The sequence below is a fragment of the Micromonospora sp. LOL_024 genome (genome assembly GCF_048060415.1).
Taxonomy (GTDB): domain Bacteria; phylum Actinomycetota; class Actinomycetes; order Mycobacteriales; family Micromonosporaceae; genus Micromonospora.
On the sequence record NZ_JBHMIS010000013.1, the window covers coordinates 42,355 to 57,541 of the forward strand.

Annotated in this window: 11 protein-coding genes and 1 pseudogene; 4 read left to right on the forward strand and 8 right to left on the reverse strand. The window is 69.3% G+C overall.

Features of this window, described 5'->3' with window-relative positions; translation table 11 throughout:
- Window positions 1–10: 10 nt before the first annotated feature.
- Window positions 11–343, reverse strand: a complete 333-nt coding sequence (locus ACFHWY_RS15805; RefSeq protein ID WP_416581021.1) for a sterol carrier family protein — start codon at window positions 341–343, stop codon at window positions 11–13.
- 132 nt (window positions 344–475) lie between these two features.
- Between ACFHWY_RS15805 and ACFHWY_RS15810 the strand changes: the two genes are divergently transcribed.
- Window positions 476–2,671 carry a carboxypeptidase regulatory-like domain-containing protein gene (locus tag ACFHWY_RS15810; RefSeq protein WP_416580946.1) on the forward strand — a complete coding sequence of 732 codons (2,196 nt, stop codon included), beginning with the start codon at window positions 476–478 and terminating at the stop codon, window positions 2,669–2,671.
- A gap of 140 nt (window positions 2,672–2,811) precedes the next feature.
- Here ACFHWY_RS15810 and ACFHWY_RS15815 read toward each other — a convergent pair.
- From ACFHWY_RS15815 to purS, 4 genes and pseudogenes are all read right to left on the reverse strand, one after another.
- Window positions 2,812–3,568, reverse strand: a pseudogene (locus ACFHWY_RS15815) (2-phosphosulfolactate phosphatase).
- A gap of 4 nt (window positions 3,569–3,572) precedes the next feature.
- Entirely contained in the window at window positions 3,573–6,398 is a 2,826-nt protein-coding gene (gene purL / locus ACFHWY_RS15820; RefSeq protein ID WP_416580947.1) for a phosphoribosylformylglycinamidine synthase subunit PurL, read from the reverse strand.
- Between the two features lie 67 nt (window positions 6,399–6,465).
- A complete protein-coding gene (purQ, locus tag ACFHWY_RS15825; protein WP_416580948.1) occupies window positions 6,466–7,149 on the reverse strand; it encodes a phosphoribosylformylglycinamidine synthase subunit PurQ in 684 nt (227 codons plus the stop codon).
- A complete protein-coding gene (purS, locus tag ACFHWY_RS15830; RefSeq protein WP_092381490.1) occupies window positions 7,146–7,409 on the reverse strand; it encodes a phosphoribosylformylglycinamidine synthase subunit PurS in 264 nt (87 codons plus the stop codon). Before purS ends, purQ begins: the two co-directional genes overlap by 4 nt.
- A 399-nt stretch (window positions 7,410–7,808) precedes the next feature.
- Between purS and ACFHWY_RS15835 the strand changes: the two genes are divergently transcribed.
- Both ACFHWY_RS15835 and ACFHWY_RS15840 read left to right on the forward strand, forming a co-directional pair.
- Window positions 7,809–8,489, forward strand: a complete 681-nt coding sequence (locus ACFHWY_RS15835) for a S1 family peptidase (RefSeq protein ID WP_416580949.1) — start codon at window positions 7,809–7,811, stop codon at window positions 8,487–8,489.
- A 23-nt stretch (window positions 8,490–8,512) separates the two neighbouring features.
- Window positions 8,513–9,079 carry a YbjQ family protein gene (locus ACFHWY_RS15840; protein ID WP_416580950.1) on the forward strand — a complete coding sequence of 189 codons (567 nt, stop codon included), beginning with the start codon at window positions 8,513–8,515 and terminating at the stop codon, window positions 9,077–9,079.
- Window positions 9,080–9,179: 100 nt separating this feature from the next.
- On the opposite strand, the gene purB is transcribed toward ACFHWY_RS15840, so the two are convergent.
- On the reverse strand, window positions 9,180–10,604 hold the full coding sequence (gene purB / locus ACFHWY_RS15845) for an adenylosuccinate lyase (RefSeq protein WP_416580951.1): 1,425 nt from the start codon (window positions 10,602–10,604) through the stop codon (window positions 9,180–9,182).
- Between the two features lie 658 nt (window positions 10,605–11,262).
- Here purB and ACFHWY_RS15850 point away from each other — a divergent pair.
- Window positions 11,263–12,123 carry a Crp/Fnr family transcriptional regulator gene (locus ACFHWY_RS15850; protein WP_416580952.1) on the forward strand — a complete coding sequence of 287 codons (861 nt, stop codon included), beginning with the start codon at window positions 11,263–11,265 and terminating at the stop codon, window positions 12,121–12,123.
- On the opposite strand, the gene ACFHWY_RS15855 is transcribed toward ACFHWY_RS15850, so the two are convergent.
- Both ACFHWY_RS15855 and ACFHWY_RS15860 read right to left on the reverse strand, forming a co-directional pair.
- The gene (locus ACFHWY_RS15855; protein WP_416580953.1) at window positions 12,071–13,399 is read right to left on the reverse strand and encodes a hypothetical protein; all 1,329 of its coding nucleotides are present in this window, start codon (window positions 13,397–13,399) and stop codon (window positions 12,071–12,073) included. The two genes, ACFHWY_RS15850 and ACFHWY_RS15855, sit on opposite strands and share 53 nt — an antisense overlap.
- A gap of 453 nt (window positions 13,400–13,852) precedes the next feature.
- A complete protein-coding gene (locus ACFHWY_RS15860) occupies window positions 13,853–15,145 on the reverse strand; it encodes an acetyl-CoA C-acetyltransferase (RefSeq protein WP_416580954.1) in 1,293 nt (430 codons plus the stop codon).
- Window positions 15,146–15,187 lie beyond the last annotated feature (42 nt).

The following is a 15,187-nucleotide window of genomic DNA, read 5'->3' on the forward strand; positions in this document are numbered from 1 at the left end:
GGCGGCAACATCATCCCAGTTCCAGCGGCAGGTACGCGGACAGGTCCGCGCGGATCCCGCTAGCCCGCACGCGACCCTCCGTAACCGCCCGCGTCCAGTCGAGTCGCCCCGCGGCCAACCCGAGCCAGGTTTCCGGATCCATCTCCACCGTGTTCGGGGGAGCACCGCGGGTGTGTCGTGGCCCCGGAACACACTGAACTGCGCCGTAAGGTGGGACACGCACCTCCACCGATCGGCCGGGGGCGCGGTCCGCGAGGATGACCAAGAGGGCCCTGACCGCCTGTCTGAGCACCGGACGTTCGGCGGCACGCCCCTCATCGAGCGCCGCCAGTGCCGTCGCCACCGCGGCGGACTTAATGTACGGAGAGGACACGACGGGACGATACGGCGTGACCGCGCTGTGCGTCACTCTGGCCCTGGGTCGCGCCGATCCGGCCCGACAAGGCATAGTTGCCGACGGCGTATTCGTACCGTGATGTTCGCTGAACCGGCACCGGTCGGTCAGGGGAGGTCAGTCCGGAAGGCGGTGGACGTGTCAACACACCGACGAGCCTGGCAAGAGCGGGCCGGTGTGGTCGTGGCGCTGATTGTCGGCGCCCTGCTCGCCGTCCCCGCCACACCAGCCTTCGCCGCTAACGTCTCCGTTTCGCCAAAATCGGTGAACGTCAACGCCGGCAGTGACGCCACGGTGACCGTGCAAGTCACACCAGGCGTCAACGATGAGAGTGGCGAGATCAGCCTGACCGGTCTGCCATCGGGCGTGACCTGCGCCAGTGGCTGCGGCAGCTTCGAGTTCACCGGTTCACCGCTGTCACCAAAGACCCAGTTGCTAACACTTCGCGCGAACAACAACGCGCGTGATGCCAGCGTGTCGGTGACCGTCCGAGTTCAGCCGGACAATTCCGATCCCGCCGTCGACACCTTTCAACTCGCGGTCAAGGCGCAGGCGCCTCCACCGCCGCCGACCACGCAGGCGCCGCAGACGGTGCGGTCGATCGCCGGCAAGGTCGTGGACCAGGGCGGTGACGCCGTGCCGGGCGCGTACGTGCTGCTGAAGGACAGCGCCGGCAAGCAGCGGGACGGCACCACCGACGGCAACGGCAACTTCCGGTTCACCGGTAGCAGCGACAACCCGATCACCCCGGGTCGGATGGATCTCGGCGCGAGCAAGGACGACAAGAACGCGGTAATCAGCTTCACCGCCAATGCGGGACAGAACGTCACCGAACGGCGGCTCACCCTGCCGATCGCGGCCTCGGCCAGCCCGAGCCCGACCCCGTCGGCGAGCGAGTCGGTGGTAGCCACGGAGGACCCGTTCGAAGACGAACTCACCGAGGAGGAGGAGACTCCGGGCGAGAGCGCCGCCGCTCAGGCTCCGGCCTCCAACGAGGACTCCGGTGGCTTCGGCAGCTGGCTGCTGATCCTGCTCGGCGGCCTCTTCGTAGCCGTCGGCGTCGGCACCATCGTGCTGCTCTGGATGAAGCGCAAGGAGAACGAGGACCCTGAGGCCGACGGTGACCTACCCGACGGCGTGCCGGCCGGCGCTGTTCCGGCTGCCCGTGGCTCCTTCGGCGGCGCGGACGACCATACCCGGGTGGTGAACCGGGTCGGCGCCGGGCCCGACCCGACCATGTTGGGCGGACCTGCGCTGAGCAACGCCCCGACGATGATGCACAAACCGGTGCTGGACGACATCCCGCCGGATCCCTACGGCGCTCCGCCCCAGCCGTACGGCGCGCCAGGTGGATCCGGCGCCTGGAACAGTGCCGGCTACGGCGACGAGCCGCCCGGCTACGGTGCCCCCGGCTACGGCAGCGCCCCTTCCTCCGGCAGCGGCTACGGCAGCGCCCCTTCCTCCGGCAGCGGCTACGGCAGCGGCCCGCCACCGGCCGCCGGCTACGGCAGCCGGGACTACGGTGCCAGCAGCGGCGGGTCGGCGGACTATCCGCCAGCGGGTGCCGGTGCCGGCTATGGCGAGCGGTACGACGAGCCGACCGGCCGCTACAGGGGTGAGGAAACCCGGTACCCAGCTCCCGCCGACCCGTATGCGACCGGCCTTTACCAGCCAGAGGCGAACCCGGGCTACGGCCAGAGCGAGCCCGGCGGCTACGGCCAGAGCGAGTCCACCCGGGGCTACGGTCAGGGTGAGCCCGCTGGTTACGGTCAGGGTGAGCCCGCTGGTTACGGTCAGGGTGAGCCCGTCGGCAGCTACGGCCGCAACGAGGCGCCCGGCGGTGGCTACGGCCAGAGTGACCCGACTCGGGGCTATGGCCAGCCTGGTGGCTACGGGCAAGGTGAGCCTGCCGGCTACGGGCAGGAGCCGGCCGGTGGTTACGGTCAGGACCCGGCCGGTGCATACGGCCAGGGGCCGGCACACCAGCGTGGCGGCTACGAAAGCGCCTACGAGCCGGGCGGCTACAGCCAGGGCGGCGGCTATGGTCAGGGTGGTGGCTATGGTCAGGAGCCGCCGCTGTCGGGCGGCTACGGTCAGGAACCACCGCCGTCGGGCGGGTACGGTCAGCCCGGTGCCGGTTACGGCCAGGAACCCCCGCGCCAGCGTGGCGGCCACGAGCAGGGCGGCTATGGCGACCCGGCGCAGGCCGGACGCGGCCTACCCGACGGCCCCGCCCAGGACCGGGGCGGTCGCCGGTTGGACTGGCTGGACGACTAGGGCCTCGCGCCGTCCAGCCTCGCGCCGACTGACCCGCCGTCTCCAGCCGGACATGCCGCCGCCTGGCTGGCTGGCGACCCACGTCTCCTGAGTAGGCGTGACTTCGACGCCACAATCCGCACCCGGCCTCACCGGCGCGGTCACGCCGCGGCGAAGACACCCTGGCGGAGTAGGGGGGACCACCTCGGAACTGGCGACACGCACCGCGATCTCGACGTCCTCAGCGAAGCCGTCCTGAATCAGTTCACGGCCGGACACACAGCCCCGGACCGCCGCCGGCATGTTCGGAGTACTGGCCAGCGCGGCGAACGCCATGGCCGCCTCCACCGACAGGCCACCGGGCACTCCGGAGAGCGCGTCCAGCACGCTGGCCGCACCGAGTTGATCTTCAACTGCTGGACCTAGCGAGCCGTCCGGCCAGCGCTCGCCAGCAGCCACCACACCGATGGGGGCGCCGTTCGAGCCGTACCCATGACGGATCAGCCAGCGACCGACGGCGCGGGAGTTGCGCAAATTGGCCGCGACCACCGGTAGCCCGGTAGCGCTGGCGACCGCGCTGATCGCCGAGCCGTTCGGCGAGGGAAGCACCAGATCGGGTACGGCCGGCGCCCGACTCAGCGCGGCCGGCGACAGCGACCACGGGTGTTCCGCGGTGACCTGCCTGCGGCCGGTCGCGGCGACCGCGCCGACCCGCCGCGCATGGTCGGCGGCCTGCTCGTTCCAGGGAAACGGGTGTACCCGCATGCCCCGGCCTACCGCCACCTCGACGGTGGTGGTGAACGACAGGACGTCCACCACCACCAGTACCGCGCATACCCGGCCGAGTTCGGCCGCTCCCGAGCACCCCCAGTCGAACCGGGCTCCCGATCCAGGTTGGGCGTAGACGGCCGCGGCCAACGCCTCAGCGCTCGTCAGGCGCGGAGGGCTGCTCGGTGGCACCGGGTTGCGGGGCCGCTGCCCCGGTGTCGTCACCGGTCGGATCGGCTGACTGGCCGGTGGCCCCGGCCGGTGGCGTGACGGCCTTGGGACGGCCGGTACGCACCGGCGGCGTCGCCCGGTCGGCCGGCCGATCGGGCACCTCGGCGGCAGGATCCGCGACCTTCCCGATTTCGGCCGGCTCAGTTTCGGCCGGCTGCCTCCCGGTCGGCTCGCTTGCCGGAGCCGGAGCAGCCGGTGCGGGGTCGACGAGTGCCGTAGCGACCGGCTCTGCCAACGGCACCTCGCCGGCACCGGATGCCTCGGCCTCGACACCAACCGCGTTCACCTCGACGGACTCGGGGGCGGTCACCTCGAACGGCTGCACGCCACCGAAGAGGCTGGGCAACGTGCCGGTGTGCGCCTCCCCCAGCTCGTCCAGGCCGATCCGGAACTGGCCGTGCACCTCCAGCGCCCCGCCGGCCTGGTCGGTGACCCCAATCAGCTCCCACGGCACGCCGTGCTCGGCGCAGAGTGCGGTGAACGCCTTCTCGTGGCCGCGCGGCACCGAGGCCAGCACGCGGCCGGCGGACTCGCTGAACATGAAGACGAACGGCATCGAGCCGCCCTCGAAGCGCTCCGGCACCGCGATCCGCGCCCCGACGCCGTGCCGCAGGCAGGACTCCGCCAGGCTCTGTGCGAGCCCACCGTCGGAGAGGTCGTGCGCGGAGCTGAGATGCCCGACCCGCGCCGCCTCGGCAAGCAGCCCGGCGAGCTGCTTCTCGCGCGCCAGGTCGACCTGCGGAGGTACGCCACCCAGGTGCTCGTGGGTCACCCAGGCCCATTCCGAGCCGGAGAGCTCCACCTTCGTCTCGCCGAGCAGGAAGAGCTGCTCGTGCTCACCACCGGGACGCGGGACGAATCCCGACGCCACCCGGTCGGCGACGTTGGTCAGGAGGCCGAGCACGCCGACGACTGGCGTCGGATGGATCGCCGCCGCCCCGGTCTGGTTGTAGAAGCTGACGTTGCCGCCGGTGACCGGAATGCCCAGCTCTGCACAGCCATCAGCCAGCCCGCGTACGGCCTCGGCGAACTGCCACATCACGCCCGGGTCCTCCGGCGAGCCGAAGTTCAGGCAGTTGGTGACGGCGATCGGCGTCGCGCCGGTGACGGCCACGTTCCGGTACGCCTCGGCCAGTGCCAGCTTCGCACCGTGATACGGGTCGAGTCGGGCAAACCGGCCGTTGCCGTCCACCGACAGCGCCACGCCCAGGCCGGTCCGCTCGTCGATCCGGATCACGCCCGAATCCTCGGGCTGGGCGAGCACGGTGTTGCCCAGCACATAGCGGTCGTACTGCTCGGTGACCCAGGTCTTGTCGGCGAGGTTGGGCGAGGCGATCATGCGCAGCACGGTCTCGCGCAGCGTGTCCGGGTCGCTCGGTCGGGGCAGCGTCTCGGCCCGGTCGGCCTGGAGCAGGATCAGGTCGGCCGGCTCGCGCATCGGCCGGGCGTAGACCGGGCCGTCGTCCACCAGCGAGCCCGGCGGCACATCCACCACCACGTGATCACGCCAGGTGATCAGTAGCCGACCCGGCTGGCCGTCCGGCTCCGGCGCGGTGACCTCGCCGATGGCGGTGGCCAGCACGCCCCACTTCTCGCAGGTCTTGAGAACCGCGTCGAGCTTGGTCGGCTCGACGATCAGGAGCATCCGCTCCTGCGACTCGCTGGCGAGGATCTCGTGCGGCCGCATTGACGGCTCCCGCAGCGGCACGCGCTCCAGCCAGACACGCATCCCGGTGCCGGCAGCTGCGGCGGTCTCGGTGAGCGCACAGGTGAGCCCGGCACCGCCGAGGTCCTGGATGCCGGCGATCAACTGCGCGTCGTACAGCTCCAGACACGCTTCGATCAGCAACTTCTCGATGAACGGGTCGCCGACCTGCACCGATGGGCGACGCTGCTCGCTGCCCTCGTCGAAGCTGGCGCTGGCCAGCACCGACACGCCGCCGATACCGTCCCGGCCGGTTTTCGCGCCCATCAGCACCACGACGTTGCCCGGGCCGACCGCCGCCTTGTTCTGCAGCCGGCTCACCGGCAGTACGCCGAGGCAGAGTGCGTTCACCAGGGGGTTGCCCTGGTAGCAGGGGTCGAAGACCACCTCGCCACCGATGTTGGGCAGACCGAGGCAGTTGCCGTACCCGCCGACACCGGCGACCACGCCGGGGAGCACCCGGGCGGTGTCGGGGTGATCGGCGGCACCGAAGCGCAGCGGGTCCATCACCGCGACCGGGCGGGCACCCATGGCGAGGATGTCCCGGACGATGCCGCCGACGCCGGTCGCCGCGCCCTGGTACGGCTCGACGAAGCTCGGATGATTGTGCGACTCGACCTTGAAGGTCACCGCCAACTCGTCGGAGACCTGCACCACGCCCGCGTTCTCACCGATGCCGGCGAGCAGCCGGTCGCTGGGTGGGGCCTTCTCGGTGAACTGCCGAAGGTGCACCTTGCTGGACTTGTACGAGCAGTGCTCGCTCCACATGATCGAGTACATCGCCAGCTCGGACTGGGTCGGCCGACGATCCAGGAGGTGCCGGATGCGCTCGTACTCGTCGTCGGCGAGCCCCAGTTCGGTGTACGGCTGAAGCTCCTCCGGCGTGCCATCGGCACGCGGCACCGTGTCCACCCCGTCGGTCCAGTCGGTGGCCTTCGACGCAGCGGCGTGCCGGGCCGCGGCAGCCGGGGGCGCGGCAGCCGGGGGCGGCTGCGCCGAGAATGCCTCCGGGGCCTCCCGTACCGGATCCGGATGCGTGGTCATGACCTCTCCTCGTTGCGCTCGCCGCCGAGCTGGCGGGTGAGCCGACCGGTGGTCCCGCCGCGAACGGTCACGCCGGCGTCCCCACCAGGTGCTTGAGCACCGAGGTGAAGAAGCCGAGACCATCGAGAGAGGGGCCGGTGAGCTCCTCCACCGCGTGCTCGGGATGCGGCATGATGCCGACCACGTTGCCGGCAGGGTTGGTGATGGCGGCGATGTCCCGCTGCGAGCCGTTGGGGTTACCACCCAGGTAGCGGGCGACAACCCGCCCCTCGGCCTCGAGCTCGTCCAGCGTCGCGGTGTCGGCGACGTAGCAGCCCTCGCCGTTCTTCACCGGAATCAGCACCTCCTGGCCGGGCTGGAACGTGTTCGTCCAGGCGGTGCCGGTCGCCTCGATGCGCAGGATCTGGTCGCGGTTGCGGAAGTGCAGGTGCTGGTTACGGGTGAGTGCGCCGGGCAGCAGGTGGGCCTCGCAGAGGATCTGGAAGCCGTTGCAGATGCCCAGCACGGGCAGGCCACCGGCAGCGGCGTCGATGATCTTCTCCATCACCGGCGCGAACCGGGCGATGGCACCGCAGCGCAGGTAGTCGCCGTACGAGAAACCGCCGGGCAGGACGACGGCGTCCACCCCGTGCAGCTCGGGATCACCGTGCCAGAGGCGGACCGGCTCCGCGCCGGCGACCCGGGCGGCCCTGGCCGCGTCCCCGTCGTCGAGCGAGCCGGGAAACGTCACCACACCGACCCGTGCGGTCACGACCGGGCGTCCGCGGGCTCGTCGGCCTCCACCAGGCGGACGGTGAAGTCCTCGATGACCGGGTTGGCGAGGAGCTTGTCGGCAATCTCCCGGGCCCGGTCCAAATCCGGTTCACCGGTGAAGTCGATCTCGATTCGCCTGCCGATCCGTACCGAGGCGACGTCGTTGACGCCGAGCCGGGGCAGCGCGTTTGCGACGGCCTGACCCTGAGGATCGAGGATCTCGGGCTTGAGCATGACGTCGACGACGACGCGAGGCACTGGGCACTCCTGACTGTGTACGCAGTTGGGTGCCGACCCACAACGGGCGAGCGCAGCCAGCCTACCTGGCAGATACCTCGCGGGACGCACCGGTCGGAGGCTGTGCGGGTAGCGCTCCGCGCCCCCTGCGGGCCCGTTCGGGACCGATATGGGTTTGTTGCGATCCCGATATGGGTTCGTTGCCGGAGTCGGTGACGGGTCGGGTCCGACGGTCACTCCGGGCGATCCGGCTGTTACATCGGGATGTTTCAATGAACCTCTTGTGAAACACCTCATGAGCCCCTACGGTACATCGTCATACGTCGATTTATTGGCGTCGCGGTGGCGGAACACCCCCGTCCGCCACCGCAGGTCGGCCCGGCAAACCCGGGTCCCGCGTACTCCGAAGGAGCCACACCGATGCGCATCCGACCCCTGATCGCTGTCTTCGCCGCAGCCCTGGCCGGCGTGATGGGCGCCAGTTCCGGCGCCGTCGCCTCACCCGTCAGCCCGTACATCATCGGCGGCGGGACCGTCTCCTCGGCCCCGTGGGCCGCCGCGGTACTGAGCAACGGCTCGTTCACCTGCTCCGGCACGATCATCGCGCCGCAGTGGGTGCTCACCGCGCGGCACTGCCTCGGCGGCACGATGTCCGTCCGGGTGGGCAGCGTCAACCGCACCTCCGGCGGCGTCACCCGCACGGTCAGCGCCACCTACGGCCGCTACGACCTGGCCCTGATGCGGCTGTCCAGCTCAGTCAGCACCAGCTACGTGACCCTGGCCAGCAGCAACCCGCCGATCAACTCGACCAACTCGATCTACGGCTGGGGCATGACCTGCTACAGCGGCTGCTCCGCCTCGACCCAGTTGAAGACCGCGTCGGTCCGGGTGACCAGCAACAGCGTTACCGATGCGTACGGCGGCCAGGCGATCCGGAGCACCCGCATCAACGGCAACGCCTGGCGCGGCGACTCGGGCGGCCCGCAGTTCTACAACGGCGCGCAGGTCGGGGTGGCTTCCACCGCCGACGGCCAGAGCATCCAGAACTACGGCAGTGTCGCGTACAACCGGGCCTGGATCGCCTCGGTGGCCGGTGTCTGACGGTTAGCGCCCGCGCGGCGCGGATGGTGGGCTACGCGCCCGCCGTCCGTGCCGCGTCGTTTTGCAGCATCCGGCCAGGTGAACAGGCCCACCGATGTGGGACACGATCGACTGACAGCATCGGAACCGTGCTGGTCGTGACGACGGATCAACTTCCCGGCTACGAGATCCGCCAGATCCTCGGTGAGGTGGTTTCCTCCATGGCCAGAACCCGCAACCCCTATCGCGAAGGGGTGAAAAACCTGCGCGGCGGCGCGTACGACCCGATGGCGCCGGACAACCTCACCCGGTGGCGTACCGACTCGGTGGCCCGGCTCGGCGAGGAGGCCCAGCGCCTCGGCGCCAACGCCGTGATCGGGATGAGGTTCGACAGCCGCGACTGCGGCGAGATGTGGATGGAGATCTGCGCCTACGGCACGGCGGTGATCGTGGTGCCCAAGGTCCCCGACGTCATGCCGGCCGACCAACCCCTGGTCGCGGCCGAGACAGCCCAGGAGCCGGCCTTCGCGCAGGAACCCGGCGGCATCGCGGAGCCGGGCAGCGCCCCCAACCTCTCATCCTCTGTCGATACCCCCACCCGCGACACCTGACCACCCCCACCCGATCTCGTCCCGATCGATCGCGGCCTTGGGCGAGATCGGAAGGGATTCTGCCCAATATCGGAATACCGAAGCTGTGGCCGGAGGTGAGTTAAAGGATCGGAGGTGGAGTGTAGGTGGCAGCGTTGGGGTGGGATTGGACTATTTTGGTGATTCCTGCGGTTACCGCCTGGATCTGGGTGGGGGCGGCGCCCACGAAGGCGGCGCGGTCGGCTACCAGGGCGTCGATCTCCGAACGGGTGAGAGCGAGGCGGGTGTCGGTGGCCAGGCGGTCGAAGAGGTCGTTCTCGGAGGCGCCCTTTTCGCGCATGGCCAGCGCCACCGCGACCGCGTGTTCCTTGATCGCCTCGTGCGCGGTTTCCCGGCCGACGCCCCTACGGACAGCCGCCACGAGGATCTTGGTGGTGGCCAGGAACGGCAGAAAACGTTCCAACTCCCGGTTGATCACCGCCGGGTACGCCCCGAACTCGTCCAGCACGGTGAGGAACGTCTGGAACAGCCCGTCGGCCGCGAAGAACGCGTCCGGCAGGGCCACCCTGCGCACCACCGAACAGGACACGTCCCCCTCGTTCCACTGGTCGCCGACCAACTCGCCGACCATCGACAGGTAGCCGCGGATGATCACCGCGAAGCCGTTGACCCGCTCGGACGAGCGGGTGTTCATCTTGTGCGGCATGGCGCTGGAACCGACCTGGCCGGGCTTGAAGCCCTCGGTGGCCAACTCCTGACCGACCATCAGCCGGATCGTGGTGGCCAGCGACGAGGGTGCCGCCGCCACCTGCGCCAGCGCGGAGAGCACGTCGAAGTCGAGTGAGCGCGGGTAGACCTGCCCGACGCTGCCCAGCACCCGGCTGAAGCCCAGGTGCTCGGCGACCCGGCGCTCCAACTCGGCGACCTTGTCGGCGTCACCGTCGAAGAGGTCCAGTTGGTCGGCGGCGGTGCCCACCGGACCCTTGATGCCCCGCAGCGGGTACCGGGCGATCAGGTCTTCCAGCCGCTCGTAGGCGATCATCAGCTCCTCGGCGGCCGACGCGAAGCGCTTGCCCAGGGTGGTGGCCTGCGCCACCACGTTGTGCGACCGGCCGGCCATCACCACGCCGGAGTACTCGTGGGCGTGCCAGGCCAGCCGGGCAAGCGTCGCCACCGCCCGGTCCCGGATCAGCTCCAGCGACCTGCGTACCTGCAACTGCTCGACGTTCTCGGTGAGGTCACGAGAGGTCATCCCCTTGTGCACGTGCTCGTGCCCGGCGAGCTCGCTGAACTCCTCTATCCGGGCCTTCACGTCGTGCCGGGTGACCCGCTCCCGCTCCGCGATGGAGGCCAGGTCCACGTCGTCGAGCACCCGCTCGTACGCCTCGACCACCCCGTCGGGAACCGGCACGCCAAGGTCCTGCTGGGACCGGAGTACGGCCAGCCAGAGCCGCCGCTCCAGGCGGACCTTCTCCTCTGGCGACCAGAGGGCGACCAACTCGGGCGAGGCGTACCGGTGGGCGAGCACGTTCGGGATCGTCGTCACCCGCCCATTCTCCGGCACCGGCGTCCGGCCCCCCCGTTCGGGTACGGCTGCCGGATGCGGCCCACCACTGCCGGACAACCAAGGGCCCGACACCCAGGAAGCGACACCGAAGACCTCACACCCGAGACACCCAAGATTCTACACCGAAGAAGCGACACGGCAGAAGCGACACCGGACACCTGGGCTGGCTGACCCCGCCGACAAGTCGGGGCATTACGGCATCAATCGCGCATGAGACAATCCACAGAGTTCGACTGATTCTGACCGGGCGGACACATTTCGGGAACCGTTCGGCCCGGCGGAGCAGGTTAAACGCGCGACAGACGGACAGGCGATCAACTCGCTAGCGTTACGGGAACGGGGTGAAGATCACTTAGCTGTCCGGCATGGATGCCTGAGGGGACCGCTGTGCGTCTGACACCGAACACACCAACCAACCGATGTGGCGGCATTCACCGTCGCAGTATGTTAGCAGCCACTAGTAGCCGCAGCGGAATCGATGAAACCGAATCGGGGTCGATGGCACCTGTCGCTGCACAGAAACTCCCCGATCCCTCCGCCGATTCCTCCCGCACGGCCCCACCGCCCGCCGTGGGGCAGCCTTCTCGCTACCGGTTCCGAGCTGACGACATGTCTGGACGGTGAAGAAGCGATGACCATGGCCAGCACGGAGACCACCACGAGCGTCCTCGACGACATGCTCGTTCCGCGAGGATCGGAGCTCTCTTCTCGGCTGATGAGGGGCATAAAGTCCACCCTCTACACGTGGCCCGTCCCGACCCGCCGGATCGAACTCGCCGACGGTGAATTACTCCACCAGCCGGGGGCGACCGATGGCCGCGTTTATCTCATCGAGAACGGTGCGATCTGCCTGGAACATTATTCCCCGACCGGGCGGCGGACCATTCTTGACGTGCTGTCGGCAAACGAGTACTTCGGCGAGGATTCGCTTCCAGGCATGCCAAGCCAGTATACCCCCGCCGCGATCACACCCACCATATTGATCGCGATCGAGAGCAGCGTCCTACATAGCCTTCTGCGTGAGGCAAATGTCCTCGACGTGTGGCAGCACAGTCAAATATTGAAAGCCCGCCGTCACCGGTCACTGCTGTTACAGCATGTCACCTCCGACAGCGAGGCCCGACTGGCGATGCGCCTGCTCGACTTGACCCAGAGCTTCGGCACGAGAACCGGCCAGGACATTCAGATCGGTTTGAAACTCCGCCACGAGGACTACGCCGCGATGATCGGCACGACCCGTTCCCGGGTCGGCCTGTTCCTCCAGCGCTTCACCGATCGCAAGATGATCCGGCGGGCGTCGTGCGGGGCGATCGTCGTCAACCCCCGCCTCATCGTCGGGTACATCATGGAACGGATGGGCCTGCGTCCGGCCGACCGACCTGCCCGGCCACGCCCCCCGGCCTCCGCTTGCGACCACGACGGGCCGCAAGCGGAGTCGGCGAGGTTCACTGCTGGCCGCTCGGCTCCACGACCGGCGCCGCGAGCGCCCCGGTGGTAGTCGCCGGCGCTACGGGCTCTGCCGCTCGGGCCGTGGCCCGGGCCGACAGGATGGCCTGCCGGCGACGCCGCTCCTGGGCACCCCGGTAGAGGCTGCGACCCCACAGCAGCAGACCGCCACCGTCGAGGAGCACGCCGATGATCGCAATGGTGGCGAAGTCCAGGGAACCCATCAGGGAATCCTGGCCGGAGGCGAAGAGGATGAACTGGTAGAGGAAACCCCACAGCAGCGGGATACCAACGAAGATCAGCATCATGAGCGCTATCAGACGCCCGCTCAGCCAGGCCAGCGAGTACAACCGGACTATCCGCATCTCGCGCTTGGGCACGCCCGACTGGTCCACCCGGGTCTTGCGCCGCAGCGTCCACGCGACCGCGTTGCGCAGGAAATTCTCGGTGTCCGCCATAAGATTGCGGCACCCGAGCGCCGTGGCGACGATGTAGTAGCCGTCGGTCCGCATGAACAGGAACGACTGCCAGATGATCCGGACCAGGTACGTGAACAGCAGCGCCGTCAGTAGTAGCGCGGCCCACTCCGGCAGCTGAAGGTAGCCGTGCCTATTTCCCCACAGGGCGAGCACGAAGGACGAGGCCAGCACCCCGTCGATGAGCGTGCCGGAGATGAACGCGACGAAGCGCTGGCGCCTCGGTGCCATCCAGATGCCGCTCATGTCGGTCTGGACCACCAACACGTAAAGCTGGTTGCCGATGACGAGCCTCGACGGCACTCCGGCCGCACGCGCCGCGACCATGTGAGCAGCTTCGTGGACGGCGACCCCGGCCAGTGTCAGGATGAACGTCGCCCAGGTCAGGGCAGCGAAGTGAATGGGGAACAGCAGCGTCTCGCCCGGCGTCGGCAGCACGTCCGGATCGTCCGTGGCGAGGTACACACCGGTCGCGATGATCAGGACGCAGGCGATCAGCACCGGGAGGCTGACCAGGCGGCGGGCGACGGTGGGGCTGAGCCAGTTCAGGCCGAAACTACGCCGGGGCCGGCGAGTCGGATCCGCGGCGGCGACCGGACCGGCGACGGCAGCCGCGACCTTCTCGTCGATCTCGATGAAGCCCTCGTCGCCGAGGGCGTCCAGGAAATCGGTGATGTCGGGCGTCTCGGCGTACTTCTGTTCGTACTGGCGGACCGCCTCGCCCACCGATTTGCCGGCGGCCAGCGACTGGAGGAGGTCCAGCCCCTCGGCGGGGATCGACAGGAACACCTGCCGTTCGACATCGCCGATGATGACGGTGTCGCCCTCCGGTCGGTGGTCGAAGGGGCGCACTCTGACAAGTGTGTCTGACGGGTAGCCGGCCATGGATCGTCGTCCTTTTCGCTCATTTCGCAGGCGGTTCGATGAAGGCCGGCACCCGGCGTTGCCGTCCGGGTGCCGGCCTTCAGGTTGGTGGCGTCACCGTCAGGAGACGACACACGCAGCAGCGACAGCGCTGGTCTTCACCGACTCCAGCCGGCGAACCGTGAGCTTCTTCATGAGATCACCTCCTCGCGATATCTGGCAGGACAACGATGTCTGCCACGCAAGTAGGCGTCTGCTCACTTATGTGCATACCCTGGTCGGCAGGGCTGTCACCGCGGTTGCCGCCGGTGCGTGACGGCAGCCGACAACCGCAGCTGCCTCGGCCAGCGCGCTGCCTGGTGAGAGTCGACACGGCGAGACGCCGCCCGGCACGCAATGACGAGGGCCCGCCCTCGGTGACCTGGAGGGCCGTCCGGAAAGTCAGCGTTCCAGGATGGCGGTGACGCCCTGGCCGCCGGCCGCGCAGATCGAGATGAGTCCGCGCCCGCTGCCCCTGGACGCGAGCAGCTTGGCCAGGGTGGCCACGATGCGGCCGCCGGTGGCGGCGAACGGGTGCCCGGCGGCCAGCGACGAACCGTTCACGTTGAGCCGGTCGGTGTCGATGGTGCCGAGCGGGGCGTCCAGGCCCAGCCGGTCGACGCAGAACTCCTTCGAGTCCCAGGCGTCCAGGGTGGCCAGCACCTGCGAGGCGAAGGCCTCGTGGATCTCGTAGTAGTCGAAGTCCTGAAGGGTGAGCCCGGCCCGGGCGAGCAGCCGGGGCACCGCGTACGCGGGGGCCATCAGCAGGCCCTCGTCGCCGTGCACGAAGTCCACCGCGGCCGTCTCCGACCAGGAGAACCAGGCCAGCACCGGCAAACTGTGTTCGCGCGCCCACTCCTCGCTGGCCAGCAGCACGGTCGAGGCACCGTCGGTCAGCGGCGAGGAGTTGCCGGCAGTCATGGTGGCCCGCTCGGCATCCGGCCCCCTGGCGCCGAACACCGGCCTGAGCGCGCCGAGCTTTTCCAGCGTGGTGTCGGGGCGGAGGTTCGCGTCGCGGGTCAGCCCGAGGTAGGGGGTCATCAGGTCGTCGAAGAACCCCTTGTCGTACGCGGCGGCGAGCCGCTGGTGCGAGCGCAGCGCCAGCTCGTCCTGGGCCTGCCGGTCGATGTTCCAGCGCAGCGCCGTCTGTGCGGCGTGCTCACCCATGGAAAGTCCGGTTCGAGGTTCGGCGTTGCGTGGCACCTCCGGCTTGAAGGGCTGTGCCGGGCGCAGCCTGGCGGCGATCCGCAGCCGCTCGCCGAGGGTACGGGCGGAGTTGAGCTGGAGCAGCGTGCGGCGCATGTCCTCGTTGACCGCGAGCGGGGCGTCGGAGGTGGTGTCGACGCCGCCGGCGATCCCGACGTCGAGCTGGCCGAGGGCGATCTTGTTGGCCACCAGGATCGCCGCTTCCAGGCCGGTGCCGCAGGCCTGCTGGATGTCGTATGCGGCGGTACGCGGATCAAGCTTCGAGCCGAGCACCACCTCGCGGGTGAGGTTGAAGTCCTTCGAGTGCTTGAGCACCGCGCCGGCGACCACCTCGCCGACCTGCTGTCCGGCCAGTCCGAACCGGGCGACCAGCCCGTCCAGGGCGGCGCCGAGCATGTCGGAGTTGGTGGCGCTGGCGTAACGTGAGTTGGAGCGGGCGAAGGGGATCCGGTTGCCGCCGATGACCGCCACTCGTCGAACGTTCTGCACGATCCCGCCTCCTCGAATGTGTTGCCCACACCTTACTCACCA